The organism is Streptacidiphilus sp. ASG 303 (genome assembly GCF_020991365.1).
GTDB lineage: Bacteria > Actinomycetota > Actinomycetes > Streptomycetales > Streptomycetaceae > Peterkaempfera.
Genome location: NZ_JAJLRA010000010.1, coordinates 125107 through 145908 on the forward strand (window position 1 = coordinate 125107; position 20802 = coordinate 145908).

General features: G+C 77.1%; 18 protein-coding genes. 5 read left to right on the plus strand and 13 right to left on the minus strand.

What is annotated here, in order from left to right:
• Positions 1–161 precede the first annotated feature (161 nt).
• Both LO771_RS15670 and LO771_RS15675 read right to left on the minus strand, forming a co-directional pair.
• Positions 162–1280 (minus strand): NUDIX hydrolase, encoded by a 1119-nt coding sequence (locus LO771_RS15670; protein WP_230652793.1) that lies wholly within the window; start codon positions 1278–1280, stop codon positions 162–164.
• 239 nt (positions 1281–1519) lie between these two features.
• A complete protein-coding gene (locus tag LO771_RS15675; protein ID WP_230652795.1) occupies positions 1520–2608 on the minus strand; it encodes an ROK family protein in 1089 nt (362 codons plus the stop codon).
• A gap of 288 nt (positions 2609–2896) precedes the next feature.
• On the opposite strand from LO771_RS15675, the gene LO771_RS15680 reads away from it, so the two are divergent.
• Complete coding sequence (locus tag LO771_RS15680; RefSeq protein WP_230652937.1) at positions 2897–3883, plus strand: LacI family DNA-binding transcriptional regulator; 987 nt, start codon at positions 2897–2899, stop codon at positions 3881–3883.
• 65 nt (positions 3884–3948) lie between these two features.
• Here the strand turns inward: LO771_RS15680 and LO771_RS15685 are convergent, their stop codons facing one another.
• The 4 genes from LO771_RS15685 to LO771_RS15700 all read right to left on the minus strand — a co-directional run bounded on the left by LO771_RS15685 (position 3949) and on the right by LO771_RS15700 (position 8139).
• Entirely contained in the window at positions 3949–5379 is a 1431-nt protein-coding gene (locus LO771_RS15685) for an AMP-binding protein (protein ID WP_230652797.1), read from the minus strand.
• A 214-nt stretch (positions 5380–5593) separates the two neighbouring features.
• Positions 5594–6562, minus strand: a complete 969-nt coding sequence (locus LO771_RS15690) for an electron transfer flavoprotein subunit alpha/FixB family protein (RefSeq protein ID WP_230652799.1) — start codon at positions 6560–6562, stop codon at positions 5594–5596.
• Positions 6563–6601: 39 nt separating this feature from the next.
• Positions 6602–7387 (minus strand): electron transfer flavoprotein subunit beta/FixA family protein, encoded by a 786-nt coding sequence (locus LO771_RS15695; protein WP_230652801.1) that lies wholly within the window; start codon positions 7385–7387, stop codon positions 6602–6604.
• Positions 7388–7758: 371 nt separating this feature from the next.
• Positions 7759–8139 carry a TlpA family protein disulfide reductase gene (locus LO771_RS15700; RefSeq protein ID WP_374228180.1) on the minus strand — a complete coding sequence of 127 codons (381 nt, stop codon included), beginning with the start codon at positions 8137–8139 and terminating at the stop codon, positions 7759–7761.
• A 314-nt stretch (positions 8140–8453) separates the two neighbouring features.
• On the opposite strand from LO771_RS15700, the gene LO771_RS15705 reads away from it, so the two are divergent.
• On the plus strand, positions 8454–9233 hold the full coding sequence (locus LO771_RS15705) for a 1-acyl-sn-glycerol-3-phosphate acyltransferase (RefSeq protein ID WP_230652805.1): 780 nt from the start codon (positions 8454–8456) through the stop codon (positions 9231–9233).
• A gap of 85 nt (positions 9234–9318) precedes the next feature.
• Here the strand turns inward: LO771_RS15705 and LO771_RS15710 are convergent, their stop codons facing one another.
• From LO771_RS15710 to efeO, 6 genes are all read right to left on the minus strand, one after another.
• Positions 9319–10416, minus strand: a complete 1098-nt coding sequence (locus LO771_RS15710; protein WP_230652939.1) for a low specificity L-threonine aldolase — start codon at positions 10414–10416, stop codon at positions 9319–9321.
• A complete protein-coding gene (locus LO771_RS15715; protein ID WP_230652807.1) occupies positions 10413–11174 on the minus strand; it encodes an SDR family NAD(P)-dependent oxidoreductase in 762 nt (253 codons plus the stop codon). Before LO771_RS15715 ends, LO771_RS15710 begins: the two co-directional genes overlap by 4 nt.
• Complete coding sequence (locus LO771_RS15720; RefSeq protein WP_230652809.1) at positions 11171–12544, minus strand: DUF6421 family protein; 1374 nt, start codon at positions 12542–12544, stop codon at positions 11171–11173. The genes LO771_RS15715 and LO771_RS15720 overlap by 4 nt, the downstream gene beginning before the upstream one ends.
• Before the next feature lie 241 nt (positions 12545–12785).
• Entirely contained in the window at positions 12786–13697 is a 912-nt protein-coding gene (efeU, locus tag LO771_RS15725) for an iron uptake transporter permease EfeU (protein ID WP_230652811.1), read from the minus strand.
• A 62-nt stretch (positions 13698–13759) separates the two neighbouring features.
• Positions 13760–15049, minus strand: coding sequence for an iron uptake transporter deferrochelatase/peroxidase subunit (gene efeB, locus LO771_RS15730; RefSeq protein WP_230652813.1), 1290 nt, complete (start codon positions 15047–15049; stop codon positions 13760–13762).
• Between the two features lie 83 nt (positions 15050–15132).
• Positions 15133–16269: an iron uptake system protein EfeO gene (gene efeO, locus LO771_RS15740; RefSeq protein ID WP_230652815.1), complete on the minus strand. Its 1137-nt coding sequence runs from the start codon at positions 16267–16269 to the stop codon at positions 15133–15135.
• 168 nt (positions 16270–16437) lie between these two features.
• Between efeO and LO771_RS15745 the strand changes: the two genes are divergently transcribed.
• A complete protein-coding gene (locus LO771_RS15745; RefSeq protein WP_230652817.1) occupies positions 16438–17607 on the plus strand; it encodes a cation diffusion facilitator family transporter in 1170 nt (389 codons plus the stop codon).
• Between the two features lie 158 nt (positions 17608–17765).
• Here LO771_RS15745 and LO771_RS15750 read toward each other — a convergent pair whose 3' ends face one another.
• Complete coding sequence (locus LO771_RS15750) at positions 17766–18308, minus strand: GNAT family N-acetyltransferase (protein WP_230652819.1); 543 nt, start codon at positions 18306–18308, stop codon at positions 17766–17768.
• A gap of 440 nt (positions 18309–18748) precedes the next feature.
• On the opposite strand from LO771_RS15750, the gene LO771_RS15755 reads away from it, so the two are divergent.
• Positions 18749–19408 (plus strand): DUF5134 domain-containing protein, encoded by a 660-nt coding sequence (locus LO771_RS15755; protein ID WP_230652821.1) that lies wholly within the window; start codon positions 18749–18751, stop codon positions 19406–19408.
• Positions 19409–19638: 230 nt separating this feature from the next.
• Positions 19639–20589 (plus strand): M56 family metallopeptidase, encoded by a 951-nt coding sequence (locus LO771_RS15760; protein WP_230652823.1) that lies wholly within the window; start codon positions 19639–19641, stop codon positions 20587–20589.
• Positions 20590–20802: the final 213 nt, after the last annotated feature.

The following is a 20802-nucleotide window of genomic DNA, read 5'->3' on the forward strand; positions in this document are numbered from 1 at the left end:
GCCGGACGGCGCGGGCCGCCGCGAGCGGTGTCCGGCAGGGTCGGAGGGGCGGCGGGCCGCCCGGGTGGCGGGTCGGAGGGGTGGCGGGCCGACGGGGTGGCGGATCAGAGGCTGGAGGGCCTGCAGCCCGGCGGCGCCGTGCGGCCGCGGGCCCGCCCGGCTCACCCCTCGGCGACGGCCTCGGCCGCCCCCTCCCCCACCGGGACGCCCGCCTCCAGCGCCAGCACCTCGCCGGTGGCGCGGGCGCGGAGCGCCGCCGCGAGCCGGAGGAGCTTGCCCGGGGCGAGGAGGGACCCGGCCTCCTCCAGGGTGACGAACCGCCAGCCCCGCAGCTCCTCGGCGGGCAGCCGCAGCCGGGCGCGTCCGGCCGCGTCCAGCCGGCCGCCGTCGTAGACCAGGCGCACGCCGCCGTGCCGGGGGCCGGTGTGGGGCTCCCAGTCGACGACGAGGAGGCGCAGGGTCCGCTGGTCGAGGTCCGTGCCGAGCTCCTCGGCGGCCTCGCGGACCCCGGCGAGGGTGGGCGCCTCGCCGCGTTCGACCACACCGCCGGGGAACTCCCAGCCGGGCTTGTAGACGGGGTCGACGAGGAGCACGCGGTCCTGCTCGTCGAAGAGCAGCACGGCGGCGGCGACGGTGTCGGTCTCGGGGACGGGGGTCTGGACGATGGGCCGCCGTCCGGCACCGTCGCGGACGAGGGCGGCGATCCGCTCGGCGGTGGCACGCGGGGTGAGGCCGGTGGTGTCGACGACGGCGGCGTCGGCGGTGAGCCAGGACAGGGCCGCCCGGTACTCCGCGAGGTGCTCCGCGACGCCGGCGGGGGACCGCGGCGGGGACGGGGGGCAGGACGGTGCGGGCCCGGAGGGGGGTCCGCCGGGCAGGGGGCCGGGCTGCCGGGCGCGTGCCTCGGCACTGGCCTCGGCGCGGGCGCGCAGAACCGTTTCGTCGGCATGCAGCAGCACATGGTGGACCGGGATGCGCCGGGAGGCGAGCGCGCCGAAGACCTCGTCGCGCTGGTCCTGCCGCAGCAGCGTCATCGGCACCACGAGCGGCCCGGGGACCTCGGCGAGGAGCGCCGCGGCCACCTCGGGGACGAGCAGCCGCCACGACGGCAGGTCGCGGACGTCGGCGACGCCCGCCGTGCGGTGCCCCGGCAGCACCGCGAGCAGGCCCGACCCGACGAGCTCCGGGTCGAAGAGCACGCTGCCGGGGAGCAGCGCGGTGAGTTCCCTGCAGGCGCCGGTCTTGCCAGCGCCGAAGGTCCCGTTGACCCAGACGATCACGCAGCCCCCTGCGGTCGGCCCGTCCGGCCCGGGCCCGCCCCCTCGGGCGGCCCTTCCGGCTCCGCGTCCGGCCGCGCGCGCAGGCGCGGCCGGCGGTTCGAGGTGCTTCGAGGTGCTCGGCGGCGGTCGTGCACCGCCCCCTGCTCTTCATTACCCGCCCGCCCCCGCCTCCCACGCCTGCGGCGGCCCACCGGCTCGCGCGGGCGCGTCCGGGGGCGTCCGGGCGCCGGGCCGGGGGGTCAGCCGGGGGCGGCGGCCGTCCGCAGGCCGAGGGCGCCCAGGACGGCGGCGGCCGCGCCCACCAGTCCGGCGTCGTTGCCGAGCAGCGCGGGCCGCACCTCCAGGTGCCGGACGAACGGCAGCACCGCGTACTCGGCCAGCCGCTCGCGCAGCGGGGCGAAGAGCACCTCGCCCGCCTGGGCGACGCCGCCGCCGACCACCGCCACGTCGACCTCCACGAGGGTCGCGGTGGCGGCGATGCCGGCGGCCAGGGCCCGGGCGGCGCGGTCGAAGGCCGCGAGCGCCACCGGGTCGCCGGTCCGCGCGGCGGCGGCGACGGCCGCCGCGGTGGCGTCGGCCCCCGCGGGCCGCCAGCCGTCCCGCAGGGCGCGCCGGGCGATGGCGGTGCCGCTGGCGATGCCCTCGACGCAGCCGCGGGCGCCGCACGGGCAGGGCTCGCCGTCGAGGTCCACGCTGATGTGCCCGATGTGGCCCGCGTTGCCGCTGGGGCCGGTGTGGAGGGCGCCGCCGAGGACGAGGCCGCCGCCGACGCCGGTGGAGACCACCATGCAGAGCGCGTTGTCGTGGCCGCGGGCCGCGCCCTGCCAGTGCTCGGCGGCGGTCATGGCGACGCCGTCGCCGACGAGCACCACCGGCAGGCCGCCGCAGGCGGGGTGGCGGCGCACCCGCTCGACGAGCGGGAAGTCCCGCCAGCCGCCGATGTTGACCGGGCTGACGGTACCGCGGGCGGCGTCGACCGGGCCCGCGCTGCCGATGCCGACGCCGCGGACCCGCTCCCAGCCGGGGGCGGCGGCCAGGTCCTCCAGGACCTCGGCGACGGCGCCCATGACGGCCTCGCCGGGCCCGGTGGCGGGGGTGGGGCGCCGGGAGCGGGCGACGAGCGCGCCGCGGAGGTCGACCAGCGCGCCGGCGATCTTGGTGCCGCCGATGTCGAGGGCGGCGACCAGGCCGCCCCCGCCGTCCCGGCCGCCGGGGGCGTCCCCCGCGGCCGGGCCGGCCGGGGTGGTGGCGGGACCCGCTGCGGTCCCGGTGCGCTCCGTCTGCATCCGCTCGCTCGCCTCCTGGTACGGCACGTCCCCGAACGGCACGCCCCGTACGGGACTCACCCGTACGGGACTCACCCGCACGGCGCCGCCGGGCGGACCGGTCCCGGCGGCCGGCCGCCGCGGCGCTCCGCCGCCGACCGGTGTAATGTTCCGCATCCCTGACAACGTTGTCCAGTCCGTGGCGCCGCGGCCGCCGGATCCGTACGATCGTCGGACCCCCGCGTCCCACGGGGGCCGCCGAGGAGGAGCGCCGTGCCGAGCCAGCCGCAGGCCACCCCGGGCACCGACGGCCGCGCCGCGCCGCCGCGGCGCTACGGCCACCGGCCCACCATGAAGGACGTGGCGGCCCGCGCCGGGGTCGCCCTCAAGACGGTCTCCCGGGTGGTCAACGGGGAGCCGGGGGTCACCGCGGACACCGCCGAGCGGGTCCAGGACGCCATCACCGCGCTGGGCTTCCGGCGCAACGACAGCGCCCGCATCCTGCGCAAGGGGCGCACGGCCAGCGTGGGACTGGTGCTGGAGGACATCGCCGACCCGTTCTCCTCCGCCCTCAGCCGCGCCGTGGAGGAGGTCGCACGGCTGCACGGCTCGCTGCTGTTCACCGGCTCCAGCGACGAGGACCCGGCGCGGGAGGAGGAGCTGGCGCTGGCGTTCTGCGCCCGCCGGGTGGACGGCCTCGTCGTCGTCCCGGCGGCGGGAGCCGACCACCGCTACCTGGCGCCCGAGGTGCACGCGGGGATCGCCGCGGTCTTCGTCGACCGGCCGCCGGCCGGCCTGGAGGCCGACACCGTGCTCACCGCCAACGCCGCCGGCGCCCGCGCGGGGACGGCCCACCTGATCCGGCAGGGCCACCGGCGGATCGCCTTCCTCGGCGACTCGCCCGGCATCCACACGGCGGAGGAGCGGCTGCGCGGCTACCGGGAGGCGATGGCGGAGGCCGGACTGCCGGTGGACCCGTCCTGGGTGTCCATGGGGCCGACCGGCCCGGACCGGGTCGGCGCGGCGCTCGCCGCCGCCCTGGCCGGGCCCGCACCGGCGACCGCGCTCCTCACCGGCAACAACCGGGCGACCCTGGCCGCGGTCCGGCGGCTGCGCGCCCTGGACCGGCCGGTGGCACTGGTCGGCTTCGACGACCTGGAGTTCGCCGACCTGCTCTCCCCCGGCCTGACCGTGGTCGCCCAGGACCCGGCCGGCCTCGGCCGCGCCGCCGCCCGGCTGCTCTTCTCCCGCCTCGAGGGCGAGACCGGCCCGGCCCGGCTGGTGGAGCTCCCGACCCGCCTGGTCGTCCGCGGGTCCGGCGAGGTCCCCCCGGCCTGACCGGGACGGCCGGGCGGGGACGGCCGGGCGGGGACGGCCGGGCGGGGACTCCGGGCGGGGGCGGGTCAGCCCCCGGCGAGGAGCTGCTTCTTGAGGACCTTGCCCATGGCGTTGCGCGGCAGGTCGTCGACGAGGACGACGCGGCGCGGCCGCTTGTGCACCGAGAGCCGGTCGGCGACGAAGGCGGAGAGCTGGTCCCCGGTGACCGCGCCGTCGGCGACGACGTAGGCGACGACGGCCTGGCCGAGGTCGGCGTCGGGGGCGCCGACGACCGCGGCGTCGGCCACCGCCGGGTGGTCGCGCAGGGCCGCCTCCACCTCCCCGGCCCCGATCCTGAACCCGCCGCTCTTGATGAGGTCGACCGAGGCGCGTCCCACGATGCGGTGGAAGCCGTCGGGGCCGACGACGGCCACGTCGCCGGTGCGGAACCAGCCGTCGCCCGTCCACGCGTCGGCGTCCGCGTCGGGGCGGTTCAGGTAGCCCTCGAAGAGGGTGGCGCCGCGGACCTGGAGCTCGCCGACGGCCTCGCCGTCGTGCGGCACGGGCGTGCCGTCCTCGGCCGTGAGCCGGGTCTCCACGCCGTCCAGGGGCAGTCCGACGCTGCCGGGACGCCGCTCGCCCGCGGCCCGGGCGGAGACCGTGATCAGGGTCTCGGTCATCCCGTACCGCTCGACCGGGAGGTGCCCGGTCAGCGCCCGCAGCCGCTCGAAGACGGGCACCGGCAGCGGGGCGCTCCCGGAGACCAGCAGACGGGCCCCGGCGAGGGCGCGGGCGGCCGGCGCGTCGGCGGCCAGGCGCGACCAGACGGTGGGGACGCCGAAGTACAGGCTGCCGCCGGCCGCGGCGTAGGCGGCCGGGGCCGGCCGCCCGGTGTGGACGAGGCGGGAGCCGGTGCGCAGCGCTCCCAGGACGCCGAGGACGAGCCCGTGCACGTGGAAGAGCGGCAGGCCGTGGACGAGGGTGTCCCCGGCGGTCCAGTCCCAGGCGGCGGCGAGGGCGTCCAGGTCGGCGGCGACGGCCCGCCGGCCGAGGACGGCGCCCTTGGGGGCGCCGGTGGTGCCGGAGGTGTAGAGCACGAACGCGGGCGCCGCCGGGTCGGGCTCGGGGTGGGTGGCGGCGGAGCGCGCGGCGGGGTCGACGGGCAGGACGGGGACGGCGGTGCCGTCGGGCGCCTCCTCGCCCGCGCCGACGGCCAGCAGGGCGGCGCCGGAGTCGCCGAGGATGTGGTCGCGCTCCTTGGGGCCGGCGTCGGGCGGCAGCGGCACCACGGGGACGCCCGCCAGCAGCCCGCCGACGACGGCGGTGACGGTGGCGGCGGTGGGGCGGGCCAGGACGGCGAGGGCGGGCGCGCCGGCGACCCGGTCGGCGACGGCGGTCGCCGCCGCGAGCAGCCGCTCCCGGGAGAGGGGCGTGCCGTCGATCCGGAGCGCGTCCGGGGCGTCCGGGGCGGCGCCGGGTCCGCTGTGCAGTGCCGTGAGCAGCCGGGTCGTCGGCATCCGGGTCCCTCCGTGTGCGCCGTGGGGCCGTGCCGGGAGGTCCGGCGGGCCGTGCGGAGACCCTACGCCCCCGTGCCGCACGCCTGGTGTGCTCCCCCGGGCCCGCCACGGGGCCCGGGTGCGGGACGGCAGCGGGCGCGGGACGGCCCCGGACGCACCGCGGGCCCCGGCCGCGGGGAGCGGTCCGGGGCCCGGCGGGGCGCCTGTGCGGGGCTCAGCCCTTGCGGGCCTTCACCTCGGCGGTGAGCTGCGGCAGCACCGCGAAGAGGTCGCCGACGACGCCGAAGTCGACCAGGTCGAAGATCGGGGCCTCGGGGTCCTTGTTGACCGCGACGATCGTCTTGGAGGTCTGCATGCCGGCCCGGTGCTGGATGGCGCCGGAGATGCCATTGGCGACGTACAGCTGCGGCGAGACCTGCTTGCCGGTCTGGCCCACCTGGTTGGTGTGCGGGTACCAGCCGGCGTCGACGGCGGCGCGGGAGGCGCCGACGGCCGCGCCGAGCGCGTCGGCCAGCTCCTCGACCACGCCGAAGCCGTCGGCGGCGCCGACGCCGCGGCCGCCGGAGACCACGATGGCGGCCTCGGTCAGCTCGGGGCGGCCGGTCGAGACGCGCGGGGTGCGCGAGACGACCCTGGTGCCGGTGGCGGTGGCGGAGAACTGCACCTCCACCTGCTCCACCGCGCCGGCGGCCGGGGCGGCCTCCGGGGAGGTGGCGTTCGGCTTGACGGTGATGACCGGGGTGCCCGTGGACACCCGGGAGTTCACCTGGAAGGACGCGGCGAAGACCGACTGGGTCGCCACCGGGCCGGAGTCGCCGGCCTGGAGGTCGACGGCGTCGGTGATGATGCCGGAGCCGAGGCGCAGCGCGGTGCGGGCCGCGATCTCCTTGCCCTCGCCGGACGAGGTGACCAGGACCGCGGCCGCCCCGGCGGCCTTGGCGACCTGGGTCAGCGCGTCGACCTTGGGCACCACGAGGTAGTCGGCGAACTCGGCGCCGTCGGCGACGTACACCTTGGCGGCGCCGTACTCGCCGGCCTTGGCGGCGATGTCGGCGGCGGCGGCGCCGGCGCCGAGGACGACCGCGGAGGGCTCGCCGATGCGGCGGGCCAGCGTCAGCAGCTCCAGGGCCGGCTTGCGGATCTGGCCGTCCACATGGTCGACCAGGACGAGGATCTCACCCATTGCTCTTGTCTCCAGAAAGGATGTCGTGGTCGGGACGGATCAGACGAACTTCTGCGCGGCCAGGAACTCCGCGAGCTGCTTCCCGCCCTCGCCCTCGTCCTTGACGATGGTGCCCGCCTGGCGCGGCGGCCGGGCGGTGATGGCGTCGACGGCGGTCCAGGCGCCGGCCAGGCCGACCTCGTCGGCCTCGATGCCGAGGTCGTCCAGGTCGTAGGACTGCACCGGCTTCTTCTTGGCGGCCATGATGCCCTTGAAGGACGGGTAGCGGGCCTCGCCGGACTGGTCGGTGACCGACACGACGGCCGGGAGGGCGGCCTCGAGCTCCTCGGTGGCGGCGTCGCCGTCGCGGCGGCCCCTGACGGTGCCGTTCTCGACGGAGACCTCGGACAGGAGGGTGACCTGCGGGACGCCCAGGCGCTCGGCGAGCAGGGCCGGGAGGACGCCCATGGTGCCGTCGGTGGAGGCCATGCCGCAGACGACCAGGTCGTAGCCGGTCTTCTCCAGGGCCTTGGCCAGGATGGCGGAGGTGCCGAGGGCGTCGGTGCCGTGGATGTCGTCGTCGTTGACGTGGACGGCCTTGTCGGCACCCATGGACAGCGCCTTGCGCAGGGCGTCCTTGGCGTCGTCGGGGCCCACGGTCAGGACGGTCACCTCGGCGTCGCCGGAGGCCTCGGCGATGCGGAGCGCCTGCTCCACGCCGTACTCGTCCAGTTCCGACAGGAGTCCGTCCACGGACTCACGGTCGGTGGTGGTGTCGTCCGCGAAGCGCCGGTCGCCGGTCGCATCGGGCACGTACTTCACACAGACAACGATCCTCAAGCTCACGGCCTGTCTCCTGTACTGGTCACGTCCGGCGGGTGCGGAGTGCGTCGCACTCCCGGCAGCATACTCGCCAGTAGCTCACGGGGGCTACTCGCCAGTAGCTTACGCTCCGCACTCCCTCCTGTTGCCGCTCCGGCCTCGCCGGAACTGTGATGTCCGTCGTAGTCGGGGTGCCGGGCTCCGCCGCTCATCCTTCCCCACCCGGGGCCATCCGTCACCCTGCGTGGCGGACCCGCGGCTGTGACGTTGCCCGCACGGCGGAAGGACGGCGGCGCGGCGGACGGGCGGCGGCGCTGCGGCGGACGCGGCCGCGCAGGGCCGACCGGGGCGGCCGCGCGGCCCGGCGGCCCGGCCGCCGGGCCCGGTCGCGGGTCTCAGAGCGCAGCGCCCAGGGCGGCGATCACGTCCGCCCGCCGCGGCTGCCCCTCGGCCCGGCGCACCTCCCGGCCCGCGGCGTCCAGCACCAGGACGGTCGGGGTGCGCTCGACGCCGGCCGCGCGCACCAGCTCCAGCCGGGACTCCGCGTCGACCTCCACGTGGACCACACCGGGGACCATGGCGGCGACGTCGGCCAGCACCCGGCGGGTGGCGGCGCACGGCCGGCAGAAGGCGCTGGAGAACTGCACCAGCGTCGCCCGCTCCCCCAGCGGCGCACCGAGCACGTCCGCCACCGGACACGCTCCCCCGGCGCGCTCCGGCGCCCCTCCGCGGCCGTGCGCGCCGCCGCCCTCCCGCACGGGGTCCTGCTCCCGCATCCCGCGTCCTCCCTCAGCACCACGCCGGACCACGCAGCACCCCGCCGCGCCGTCCCGGCGCCGGGCCGCCGGCCGGCCCGCACACCAGCATGCGGCAGGGCGCGGACGGCCCCCCGGACGGGTTCCCGCAGGCGGTGTGACGACTATCTCCGCCTCCCGCAGTGCACCGCAGGTGACACAGGCCACCCCTTCGGGGCACGATCGTGGCTGTATCGCCCGCCGGCGCCGGGACGAGCCTGCCGCTCCGGCCGGCCGCCCCGTACGCCGCGGGCACCGCCGGACCGGGCGAGAGCCCGTGGGAAGTAGGGCTGACCGTGGCCGAGTTCGTGTACCCGCCCGTGATCGGAGCCGCTCGCACGGCCTTCCGCGCACTGGATCTGCGCATCGAGGTGGAGGGCGCCCACCACGTGCCGGAGCGGGGCGGCGCCGTGCTCGTCAGCAACCACGTCAGCTACCTGGACTTCCTCTTCGCCGGCCTGGGCGCCTGGAAGTCGGCCCGCCGCCGCACCCGGTTCATGGCCAAGGACGACGTCTTCCGCCACCGGATCTCCGGGCCGCTGATGCGCGGCATGCGCCACATCCCGGTGGACCGGACGGACGGTCAGCCCGCCTACGACGCCGCCGTGCGGGCGCTGCGCGCGGGCGAGGTCGTCGGGGTGTTCCCCGAGGCGACGATCAGCCGCTCGTTCACGCTGAAGAAGTTCAAGACCGGCGCCGCCCGGATGGCCGCCGACGCCGACGTGCCGCTGCTGCCGATGGTGCTCTGGGGCACCCAGCGGCTGTGGACCAAGGACCGGCCGAAGAACCTGACCCGCCGCCACACCCCGGTCACCATCGAGATCGGCGAGCCGATCCACCTCACCCCGGAGGACCGGCCGGTGATGGTGACCCGGCGCCTGCGCCAGGCCATGTCCGAGCTCCTGGACCGCGCGCAGCGGACCTACCCGGACCAGCCCTCGGGCCCGGACGACACCTGGTGGCTCCCGGCCCACCTGGGCGGCTCCGCGCCGACCCTGGAGGCAGCCGAGGCCGAGGACGAGAAGGAGTCGCAGGAGCGCGCCGCCCGCCGCGCCGCCCGCGACGCGGCCAGCTGACGGGCGGCCGCACGGCACACGGCTCCGGCCCGCACCCCCGGCGAGGGGGGTGCGGGCCGGAGCCGTGTGCGGGAGGGGCCGCGGGTCAGGCGCGGCCCATCTCCTCCGCGATCGCGGCGGCGAAGGCGTCGATGTCGTCCTCGGTGGTGTCGAAGGCGGCCATCCAGCGGACCTCGCCGGTGTGCTCGTCCCAGAAGTAGAAGCGGTAGCGCTTCTGCAGCCGCTCGCTGACCTCGCGGGGCAGCAGCGCGAAGACGGCGTTGGCCTGCACCGGGCGGACGACCTCCACGCCCTCGATCCCGCGCACGGCGGCCTCCAGGCGCTTCGCCATGGCGTTGGCGTGGGAGGCGTTGCGCAGCCACAGGTCGCCGCCGAGCAGCGCCTCGAACTGCACGGAGAGGAACCGCATCTTCGAGGCGAGCTGCATGGACGTCTTGCGGAGGTACGTCAGGCCCTGCACCCGGTCGGGGTTCAGCACCACGACGACCTCGCCGAGGAGCAGGCCGTTCTTGGTGCCGCCGTAGGAGAGCACGTCCACGCCCGCGTCGGTGGTGAAGGCCCGCAGCGGCAGCCCCAGGGTGGCGGCCGCGTTGGCCAGCCGGGAGCCGTCGACGTGGACCAGCATGCCGCGCTCGTGGGCGTGGTCGCAGATCGCCCGGATCTCCTCGGCGGTGTAGCAGGTGCCGAGCTCGGTGCTCTGGGTGATCGAGACCGCGAGCGGCTGCGCCCGGTGCTCGTCGCCCCAGCCCCACGCCTGGCGGTCGATGAGCTCGGGGGTGAGCTTGCCGTCGGGGGTGGGGACGGTCAGCAGCTTGATGCCGGCCATCTTCTCGGGGGCCCCGCCCTCGTCCACGTTGACGTGGGCGGTCTCGGCGGCCACCACCGCGCCCCAGCGGGGCAGCAGGGCCTGGAGGGCGACGACGTTGGCGCCGGTCCCGTTGAAGACCGGGAACGCCTGCGCGCGGTCGCCGAAGTGGCGGCGGAAGACCTCCTGGAGGTGCACGGTGTAGTCGTCCTCGCCGTAGGCGACCTGGTGGCCGCCGTTGGCGAGCGCGAGGGCGGCCAGGACCTCCGGGTGCACGCCGGCGTAGTTGTCGCTGGCGAAGCCCCGCACGGAGGGGTCGTGGCGGCGGACCGCGTCGGTGGCGGTCGGGAAGGTGCCGGTCGTGGAGGTGTCGGTCATCGCGGCGTCAGCCACAGGTGCTGTCCATTCAGTTCGTCGGCGGGCCGGTCCCAGAGCCCGGCCAGGGTCCCGGCCAGGTCCGCGGTGTCCGTGAAGCCCGCGAAGGTCGCTTCCGGGCGCTGCCGCCGCATCTCCTCGGTGACCAGCGCCTTGATGACCAGGATCGCAGCCGCCGCGGTGGGCGCGGCGCCCTCCCCGGGCACCTCCTTGGTGAAGGAGGCGGCGAGGGAGAGCGTCCAGGCCTCGCTCGCGGCCTTGGCGGCCGCGTAGGCGGCGCCGCCCGCGGTGGGGCGGTGCGCGGCGGTGGCCGAGACCATGGCGAACCGGCCGGCCGGGCTGCGCAGCAGCGCCGGCTGGAAGGCGAGGGTGGTGTGCTGGAGGGTCCGCACCACGCGGTCGTGGAGGAAGTCCCAGTCGTCGAGGTCGGTGTCGGAGAAGCGCTTGGAGCCGCGCCAGCCGCCGACGAGGTGGAACAGGCCGTCCACCCCGCCGTGCTCCGCCTCGATGTGGTCGGCCCAGTCGCGGGCGGCCTGCGGGTCGAGCAGGTCGACCATCTGGCCGCTGACCCGGGCGCCGGGGACGGCGGAGCGCACCGCGTCCAGGGCGGCGTCGAGGCGGGGGGCGTCGGTGCCGGCGGCGACCACGGTGGCGCCGTCGGCGGCCAGGCGGTGCAGGGCGGCGCGCCCGGCGGGGCCGGTGGCCCCGGCGACGGCGACGGTGCGGCCCCGGAGGGGGCCGTCGGGGGCGGTGGCGGTCACGCGGCGGCCTCCGTGCGGTCGGCGCCGGTGATGCCGCGGGTGGCGGCGATCACGTCGCGCAGCTTCTTGGCGAGGGCCTCGTAGAACATGGAGAGCGGGAACTCGTCCGGCAGCACCGCGTCGCAGAGCGCCTTGTTGAGGGCCTTGCCGTCCGCCCGGTCGAAGGGCAGCGCGTCGGCGCCCTTGGCCCAGGTGGAGGCCGGGTGCGGGGTGAGGTAGCGGGAGACCAGCCCGTAGGCGGCGAGCCAGTGGGCGGTCTTGGGCCGGTCGATGCCCTCGCGGTACAGGGTCTCGATCTCGGCGCAGAGGGCGTTGGTGACCTCGGCGACGCGGTCCCAGTCGATCCGCAGCCGGTTGTCGGTCCAGCGCAGCGCGTCGTGCTTGTGCAGGTACGCGAAGAGCAGCTGGCCGCCCAGGCCGTCGTAGTTGCGGACCCGGTCGCCGGTGACGGGGAAGCGGAAGAGGCGGTCGAAGAGGATCGCGTACTGGACGTGGCGGCCCTGCTCGTAGCCCTCGGCCTCCAGACGCACGGCCTCCTTGAAGGCGGTGAGGTCGCAGCGGAGCTCCTCCAGCCCGTACATCCAGAACGGGCTGCGCTGCTTGATCATGAAGGGGTCGAACGGCAGGTCGCCGTGGCTGTGGGTGCGGTCGTGGACCAGGTCCCACAGGACGAAGGTCTGCTGGGCGAGCTCCTGGTCGGCGACGAGGCGCTCCGCGTCGGCGGGGATGTCCAGGCCGAGGATCTCGACGGCGGCGCCGGAGACGGCGCGGAAGCGGGCGGCCTCGCGGTCGCAGAAGATGCCGCCCCAGGTGAAGCGCTCCGGGGCCTCGCGCACGGCGACGGTCTCGGGGAAGAGCACCGCGGAGTTGGTGTCGTAGCCCGAGGTGAAGTCGGTGAAGGTGATCGGCACGAACATGGGGTTGTCGAAGCGGGTGCGCTCCAGCTCGGCCAGCCAGTCGGGCCACACCACGCGCAGCAGGACCGCCTCCAGGTTGCGGTCCGGGTTGCCGTTCTGGGTGTACATGGGGAACAGCACCAGGTGCTCCAGCCCGTCCACCCGCTGGTCGGCGGGCCGGAAGGCGAGCAGCGAGTCGAGGAAGTCCGGCACGGCGTAGCCGGAGTCGGCCCAGCGGCGCAGGTCCTTGGCGACGGCCTCCAGGTACGCCTCGTCGTGCGGGAAGCGCGGGGCCAGGTCGGTGAGGGCGTCGAGGACGGTGTCGAGGAGGGCGTCCACCCCGGCGCGGTCGGCGGCCGCGAGGTCGATGGAGCCGTCCTTCGCCTGGAGGGGGCGTATCGCCTCGACGGCGCCCTTGAGGCGCAGCCAGGCCGGGTCGTCGACGGGAGCGGTCTTCGGCGAAAGATTATTCATCTCTTCCCCACCTGGAGTGAAATAACTGGAGCATGGACACGATATGCGCGGAGCTTCTTTCGTTCAAGGGGAGACCGACCGCAGGAACAGTGGCGGTGGCCACCTGCTCCCACTGTGCGGCGCGGGGGCGTGCGCGGCACGCGGGGCGCATGCGGAAGGCCCCCCGGCCGGGCCCGAGGGAGCTCTCGGGCCCGGCCGGGGGGCCGGGGGTGCCGCGGGTGCCGGACGGTGCCGGGGCGGTTCAGCCGTTGGCGGCGGGGGCGTCGGCGGCGGCGGGGCCGGCGGCCCGGGCGGGCGCGTCCGCGGCGGGGGCGTCGGCGGCCGGGGCGGCCTGCTGCGGGCGCGGCGCGGGGGCCGCCGCGGGCCTGCGGAGGAAGAACGCCATCGTCGGGACCAGGTAGAGCGCCCAGACGGCCGCCTGGAGCGCCGTCGGGTCCGGCTGGAAGTTGAGGACACCCTTGAGGAGGGTGCCGTACCAGCTGTCCGGCGGGATCGTGGAGCTGACGTCGAAGAGCGTGCTGTGCAGGCCCGGCAGCCAGCCGGCCTCCTGCAGGTCGTGGAAGCCGTACGCGAGCACGCCCGCGGCCACGACGACCAGCATGGCGCCGGTCCAGGTGAAGAACTTCGCCAGGTTGATCCGCAGGGCGCCGCGGTAGAAGAGCCAGCCGAGCACGGCGGCGGTCAGCAGGCCCAGCACCGCGCCGACCAGCGGCCGCACGCCGTCGTCGGTGGCCTGCACGGCCGTCCAGATGAAGAGCGAGGTCTCCAGCCCCTCGCGGCCCACCGCGAGGAAGGCGGTGGCGACCAGGGCGAAGGTGCCCATGGCGAGGGCCGCGTCCAGCCGGCCGTGGAGCTCGGCCTTCAGGTGGCGGGCGGTGCGCCGCATCCAGAAGACCATCCAGGTGACCAGGCCGACCGCGACCACCGACAGGGTGCCGCCGAGCGCCTCCTGCGCCTCGAACGTGAGCGAGGAGGAGCCGAACTGCAGGACCGCGCCGAAGGCCATGGAGACCAGGACGGCCGCCGCGACGCCGGTCCACACCGGCGCCAGCCGGTCGCGGCGGCCGGTCTTCACCAGGTAGGCGATCAGGATGCAGACGACCAGGCTGGCCTCGAGGCCTTCGCGCAGGCCGATCAGGTAGTTGCCGAACACCGGGGCTCCTGGGGAGGGGACGGGCAGGGACGGGGACGGGGGACGGGCAGGCGGCGGACGGGTCAGCCGAGGAGGGCCTGGCCCCACCACTCGCCGGGCTTGCGCACGCCGGGCGGGCACGCGAAGTGCGCCGAGCCGACGTGCTGGATGTACTCGTTGAGGGCGTCGTGCGCCGCCAGCCGCCGCTGGAGCGGGACGAACGCCCTGCGGGTGTCGCGCTGGTACGCGAGGAAGAAGAGTCCGGCGTCGAGGCGGCCGAGGCCGTCCGTGCCGTCGGTGAAGGAGTAGCCGCGGCGCAGGATCATCAGGCCGCCGTTGCTGTCGGGGTGGGCGAGGCGCACGTGGGAGTCGGCCGGCATCGCGGACAGGTCCGGGGCGTCGTGCTCGCGGCGCCGCCCGTACGGGGCGCCCTCGCCCTTGGTGCGGCCGAAGACGTCCTCCTGCTCCTTGAGCGAGGAGCGGTCCCAGGTCTCGATGTGCATCCGGATGCGCCGCGCCACCAGGTACGAGCCGCCGTCCATCCAGGCGGGGCCGTCGCCCGGCGCCGCCCAGACGTGGTCGGCCAGGGCCTTCGCGTCGGTGCCGGCGACGTTGTGGGTGCCGTCCTTGAAGCCCATGAGGTTGCGCGGGGTCTGCGCCTCGGGGGTGGTGGAGGAGGTCTTGCCGAAGCCCAGCTGGGACCAGCGGACCGAGACGGTGCCCATGCCGATGCGGGCCAGGTTGCGGATGGCGTGCACCGCCACCTGCGGGTCGTCGGCGCACGCCTGCACGCAGAGGTCGCCGCCGCTGCGGGCCGGGTCGAGGCTGTCGCCGGGGAAGTGCGGCAGGTCGACCAGCGCCTCGGGCCGCCGGGCCCTGATGCCGAAGCGGTCCTTCCCGTCCTTCTCGAAGAGGGTGGGGCCGAAGCCCACGGTGAGGGTGAGCCGCGAGGCGGGCAGGCCGAGGGCCTCGCCGGTGTCGTCCGGCGGCGCCTCCGCGAGCCCGTCGACGGCGCCGCCGCCGACCTCCCGGCCGGCCGTCATCGCGGCGGCGGCCCGGGTCCACCGCTGCAGCATCGCGACCAGGGCGGCCCGGTCGTCCGTGGTGACGTCGAAGGCGGCGAAGTGCAGCCGGTCCTGGACCGGGGTGGCGATGCCGGCCTGGTGCTCGCCGTGGAAGGGGACGGTGCCGGCGGAGGCGGCCGGGGCGGGGGCGTCGCCGCCCCGCGCGGCGGCCGCGACCGTGCCGGCGCCGGCCGCGCCCAGCGCGACGCCGGCGCCGGCCCAGCCGATGACGGCGCGGCGGCTCGGCCGGGGGGCGTCTCGGCCCGGGGCGCCGGCGGGGTCGGCGGCGGGTGCCTGCGGGGCGTCCATGGCGGCGGTGGCCTCTCTGGTCCGGGGCGCGCGGTGCGCGGCGGCGGGGGGTGCGGCGGGTCGGCGGCGGGGGCGGGGCGCGGTCAGCGGGCGACGGCGGAGGCGAGCCGGGAGAGCGGCTCGGCCAGGGCGTTCACCGCGTCGGAGAACTGCTTGCGCTCCTGCTGGGTGACCTTGTCGTAGGAGCGGTAGCCGTCGCCCTGCCGGTAGCCGGCGAGCAGGGAGCGCAGCGTCGCGAACTCGCGGTCCAGGGTCGCGGCGAGCTGCGGGTCCTTCGCGGCGGCGACCGGCTTCAGCAGCTCGTACGCCTTCTGCGCGCCCTCGACGTTGCCGTTGACGTCGTACAGGTCGGTGTGGCTGTAGCGGTCCTCCTCACCGGTGACCTTGCCGGTGGCGACCTCGTCCAGCAGCTCCTTGGCGCCGTTGGCCATGCTGGTGGCGGTGATGTCGGCCTTGCCGACGCGGGCGCGCCAGTCCTGGACGTCGGCGACGAGCCGGTCCGCGAGGGCCTTCTCCTCGGCGCCGGCCTTCCCGTCCTTCCAGAGCGCCTTCTCCAGGCGGTGCCAGCCGGTCCACTGCTGGCCGGGCTCCAGGCCGTCCTCGCGCAGGTCGGTCTTCGGGTCGATGTCGCCGAAGGACTCGGCCACCGGCTCGGTGCGCTCCCAGCCGACCCGGGAGGGCGCGTACAGCGCCTTGGCCTTCGCCACGTCGCCCGCCTTCACCGCGTCGGCGAAGGCGCGGACCGCCGGGACGCTCAGGTCGGCCTGCTGCTGCACGTACGCGCGGTAGGCGGCGACGGCGGAGGCCAGCCGCGGGTCGGCCTGGGCGGCGGCGCCTGCCGCGCCGGTCACGGTGACCTTCTGGCGGATGCCGTCGCCCTTCATGCCGGGCTTGCAGGCGATCTCGTAGGTGCCGGCGGCGAGCTGGGCGGTGACCACGGCCCGGGTGCCGGGGCCGATGTTCTCCCGCTCGGCGACGATGCGGTCGCCCGGGCCGTAGACGTACACCTCGGTGACCTTGGAGCCGGTGTTGTGGACCGCCAGGTCCACCGGGCCGGCGGGGAAGGAGGTCCGCGAGACCTTGCAGGCGCTGTCGCCCGCGTCGACCGCCACGGCGTCGTCGGAGGACGAGGACGCCTTTTTCTCCGCGCACCCGGCGACGGCGGTGCACATCGCGGCGAGGGCGAGCACGGAGACTGCGGTCAGGCGGCGGGCGGGCATGCGGGCTCCCGGGCTAGGTCGGCCGTCCGGCCGCGCGGCCGAACAAGGAAGGCAGTCCTAAGTTATATGAGGCTTACCTGAGTGCATCCCCCCGGGTGGGTGATCCTCGCCACGCACAGGGCGCGCCAGCCCCCGTCGCGCCCCCTGCGCGCCCCCTGCGGTGCAGGCATGCGCGGACGCCCCCAGGGGCAGACGCGGCCCGTGGCGGACAACGAGCAGGAGCGCGAGAGCTCCCACGGGCAGGGGACGGAACCGGGCCGGGGAGGGCACGGCCGGGAGGGACAGGGCCGGGAGGGGCAGGACCAGGAGGGACAGGGCCGGGGGAAGTCCGGGGACGGCGAGACCCGGGGGACGGTCCTGGTGGCCCTGCTGGCCAACGTGGTGATCGCGGTCGCCAAGGTGGTGGGCGGTGTGATCGCGCACTCCCCCGCGCTGCTGTCGGAGGCCGCCCACTCGGTCGCCGACAGCCTCAACGAGGTCTTCCTGCTGGCGGCGGTGAAGCGCAGCCGGCGCAGGCCGGACGCGCGCCACCCCTTCGGCTACGGCAAGGAGCGCTACTTCTGGTCGATGCTCGCCGCCGTGGGCATCTTCGTCACCGGCGGCTGCTTCTCCTTCTACCAGGGCATGCACGCGCTGCTGAACCCCGGCTCCGAGGAGACCGGCGCCTACGCGGTGGTCTACGTGGTGCTGGCGGTCTCCCTGGTGGCCGAGGGGACCTCGCTGGCCAAGGCGGTCCTCCAGGTCCGCCGGGCGGCGCGGGAGCACGGCCGCGGCTTCCTCACCGAGGTCCGCGAGGGCGACGACCCGACCGTGCGGACCGTCCTGGCGGAGGACTCCACCGCCGTGCTCGGCGTGGTCCTCGCCGTCGTCGGCGTCGTGCTGCACGAGGTCACCGGCAGCTCCGCCTGGGAGGCCGCCGCATCGCTGGCCATCGCCGTGCTGCTGATGTACGTCGCCTACCGGCTGGGCCGGGACGCCAAGGACCTCCTGGTGGGCGAGGCCGTCAAGCCCGGCCTCCAGCAGGAGGCGCACCGCTTCCTGGACGCACAGCCGGAGATCGACACCGTCACGCAGCTGCTCACGATGCAGCTGGGGATGGACTCGGCGCTGCTGGCGGCACGGGTGGACCTGCGGGCGGGTCTGGACAGCGAGCAGGTGGAGGAGGTCGCGGTGCGGATCAAGCGGGAGCTGCGCGAGCAGTGCCCCGGGTTCGAGCAGGTCTTCCTCGACATCACGGACGCCGACCACGCCGAGCGCAAGCGCGCCGAGCGGCGGCGGGAGGACCTCGACCGGGCCGTGGCGCGCAGCGCGGGCGGGGAGGCCGACGCGGGGGCCTGACGGGCACAGCCGGGGGCTGACCCGCGGACGGCGGGGTCTGCGGGCGGACGGCGGGCGGACGGCGGGGAGGACCCGCCGTCCGCCCGTCGGCGTGTGCGGAGGGGGCGGCGGGGGGCGGCGGGGGGCCGGGTGCGGGGCCGCACGGCCCCGGGGGACGGTCAGGCGAGGGGCTTGACCAGGCGCTCGAAGCGCAGGTCGGGCCGCCGGGGGACGCCGAACCGCTCGTCCCCGTACGGGAACGGCAGGATCTCGCCCGTGCGGCGGTAGCCGCGGCGCTCGTACCAGGCGATGAGGTCCTCGCGCTGGACGATGACCGTCATCTCCATCACGGCGGCGCCCCACTCCCCGCGGGCGATCCGCTCGGCCTCGGCCAGCACCGCGCGGCCGATGCCGCCGCCCTGGCGGTCGGGGCGCACCGAGAACATCCCGAAGTAGGCCGACGTGCCGCGCCGCTCCAGCAGGCAGCAGGCCAGCAGCTCGCCGTCCCGCTCCACGGCGAGCAGGCGGCCGCCCTCGGCGGTGACGGCCTCGGCCACGCCCTGCGGGTCGGTGCGCTGGCCGCCGAGCAGGTGGGCCTCGGTGGTCCAGCCCCCGGCGCCCTCGTCGCGGTAGGCGGACTCCACCAGGGCGACCACGGCGGGCACGTCCGCCAGGCCGGCGGTGCGGAAGGCCAGCGGGGATGCGGAGTCGGCGGTCTGCACGGTTCGGTTCCTCTCTGGGTCCGGCGGGACGCCGCACGGGCGGGGGCCCGGGGGCGTTCCGGGGCCCGAGGGTACCCGTGCGGGAGCGGGCCGCCGCAGGCGGGCGCGCCGGGGGCGGGCGCGCCGGGGGCGGGCCTCCCGGGGCCGGGCGCGGGCCGGACCGTGCCGGGCCGGGCCGGGCCGGGCCGGGCCGGGGTCGCGGGTGGGCCGGGGTCGCGGGTGGGCCGGGGGCGGGCCGTCCCCGCACCGGCGGTCAGGCACCGGCGGTCCGGCCTCGGGGCGCCGCACCGGGGGTCCCGCAGGAGGGGCCGGGCGGGGCCGGTCCGCCCCCGGCCCGCACCGTGCGGTACACCCGTGCGCCCCCTCGCGCGCCCTGCTGGCGCGGCGCCCGGCCCGCGACCGTGGGGAGTGATCACCGCCGCCGACCGGAGGGGACGCGGATGCACGGGGCCCCTCTTCTCGGCTGGCTGCTCGCGGCGCTCACGGGTGCCGCGGGCCTCAACTGTCTGGTGCGGCTGTGCACGGGCGCGGCGCGGGGCGGCTGCGCCCCCGGCGCGGCCGCCGCGGGGCCCGCCGCCCCTCCCGGTCGGGCAGGGGACCGGGAGTCGGACGCCGCGGAGGCCCTGATGGGCCTCGGCATGGCGGCGATGGCGCTGCCGCCCGCCCGGCACGCCGGACTGCCGCCGGCCGCCTGGGCGGCGGCCTTCGGCCTGGTCGCGGCCTGGTTCGCCACCGCCGCGCTGCGCCGGGCGCGGGTCCGGGAGCGTGCGCACCGGCTGCACCACGCGGTGGGCGCCGGCGCGATGGTGTACACGGCGGCGGCGATGGCGGGGGGCGCCGGCCACGGTGCGGCCCACGCCGTCCACACCGCCCACCCCGGGACGGCCGGGGGGCCGCCGCTCCCGCTGCTGGGAGGACTCCTGCTGCTCTACTTCGGCGGGTACGCGCTCTGGGCGGGCGGGCGGCTGCTGCGTCCGGCGGTCGCAGCCGGCGCCCCGGCGGTCCCGGGGGGCGCCCCGGCGGCGCACGCGCCGGGGCTCGCGGGGGCGTGCAGGCTGGTGATGGGGATCGGCATGTTCGCCATGCTCCTCACCGGATGAGCCTGACCGGCCGGGCGGGCCGTACGCGCCGGCCGGACCCGCGCGGGCGCCGGGGCGGACGGCGGGCACGGCGGCTCCGGGGCGGGTCCGCACCCCGCGGGGACCCGTGCGGCGCACGGCGCCGTGTCCTTGGTCACGCCTCGCCGGAAGCCGTTCCACGGGGGCGCCGCTGCGCCTAGGTTGGAGCCGCGCGCACCGTCGCGCGCCGACCCCACCGGGAGACCGCTGCCATGACAGCCCTGCTCGGCCTGATGCTGCTCTGCCTCCTGCTGTCCACGGCGATGCCCCGGCTGCTGGTACGGGCGACGTGGCCGGAGCGGGAACCGGTGCTGGCGCTCGGCGTGTGGCAGTGCCTGGTCGTCTCGGTGCTGCTCTGCTGCGGACTGGGACTGGTGCTGGCGGCCTCGGCGGCCGTGCCCGCCGTACGGGAGGCCCTGTTCCGGTCGGCGCCGCGTCAGGTCGTCGACGCCTACGGCTTCGCGGACGCCGGGCTCTGGGGCGCGGCGGCCGCGCTGCTGCTGGCGTACGGGGGGCTGCACACCGCGGTGGCGCTGGCCCGCGAGGTGCGGGCGGCCCGGGCCGCGCGCAGCCTGCGCCAGGCCGAGCTGGCCCGGCTCGCCCCCGACCTGCCCCCGGGTGCGGGAGCGGGAGGGGACGGCGCGCGGGAGCGGCTGGTGGTGCTGGAGAGCCTGCAGCCGGAGGCGTGGTCGCTGCCCGGCCCGGCGGCCCGGCTGGTGGTGACCACGGGGGCGCTGCGCCGGCTGAGCGACCGCGAGCTGGCGGCGGTCCTGGACCACGAGCGGGGCCACGTGCGGGCGCGCCACCACTGGCTGCTGCAGTGCGGCGAGGCGCTGGCGGCGGGCTTCCCCGGGGTGGCGGTGTTCGCCGCCTTCCGGGACGAGGTGGGCCGCCTGGTGGAGCTGGCCGCGGACGACGCCGCCTCCCGCCGTCACGGCCGGCTGGCCACCGCGCTGGCCCTGGTCGAGCTGAACTCCGGGCGCGGCGTCTTCGGCACGTGCCCGGCGCAGCGGGCCGAGGTGCCGCGGCGGGTGGACCGGCTGCTGGCGGGCGAGCCGCGGCTGCCGGTGCGCCACCGGGTGCGGCTGACGGCGGCCGGGCTGACGGCGCTGGCCGTCCCGCTGCTGCTGGCGCTGGCGCCGGGGCTGCACGCCCTGCTCTGACGGCGGGGACCGGAGCGGGACGGCGCGGCCCCGGGCGGGACGGCGCGGACCGGAGCGGTGCGGCGCGGCCCCGGGCCGGACGGGCCGCGCACCGGCGGGCGACGGACCCGTGGGCGGGGCGCCACGCGGGCCGGACCTGCCGGTCCCGGCGACACGGACCTGTGGCGCCGTCAGTCCGGGTTACCCTTCCGGCAGGTGTCCTCCAGCCGCCCG

What these genes read in the sequence shown, in the direction of transcription:
- efeO (WP_230652815.1), bottom strand. Translation starts at nt 16,269, where the DNA reads ATGCCCGCCCGCCGCCTGACCGCAGTCTCCGTGCTCGCCCTCGCCGCG.
- LO771_RS15700 (WP_374228180.1), bottom strand. Translation starts at nt 8,139, where the DNA reads ATGCGGGAGCAGGACCCCGTGCGGGAGGGCGGCGGCGCGCACGGCCGC.
- LO771_RS15760 (WP_230652823.1), top strand. Translation starts at nt 19,639, where the DNA reads ATGACAGCCCTGCTCGGCCTGATGCTGCTCTGCCTCCTGCTGTCCACG.
- LO771_RS15685 (WP_230652797.1), bottom strand. Translation starts at nt 5,379, where the DNA reads ATGCCGACGACCCGGCTGCTCACGGCACTGCACAGCGGACCCGGCGCC.
- LO771_RS15710 (WP_230652939.1), bottom strand. Translation starts at nt 10,416, where the DNA reads ATGACCGACACCTCCACGACCGGCACCTTCCCGACCGCCACCGACGCG.
- LO771_RS15720 (WP_230652809.1), bottom strand. Translation starts at nt 12,544, where the DNA reads ATGAATAATCTTTCGCCGAAGACCGCTCCCGTCGACGACCCGGCCTGG.
- efeB (WP_230652813.1), bottom strand. Translation starts at nt 15,049, where the DNA reads ATGGACGCCCCGCAGGCACCCGCCGCCGACCCCGCCGGCGCCCCGGGC.
- LO771_RS15755 (WP_230652821.1), top strand. Translation starts at nt 18,749, where the DNA reads ATGCACGGGGCCCCTCTTCTCGGCTGGCTGCTCGCGGCGCTCACGGGT.
- LO771_RS15745 (WP_230652817.1), top strand. Translation starts at nt 16,438, where the DNA reads ATGCGCGGACGCCCCCAGGGGCAGACGCGGCCCGTGGCGGACAACGAG.
- LO771_RS15680 (WP_230652937.1), top strand. Translation starts at nt 2,897, where the DNA reads ATGAAGGACGTGGCGGCCCGCGCCGGGGTCGCCCTCAAGACGGTCTCC.
- LO771_RS15690 (WP_230652799.1), bottom strand. Translation starts at nt 6,562, where the DNA reads ATGGGTGAGATCCTCGTCCTGGTCGACCATGTGGACGGCCAGATCCGC.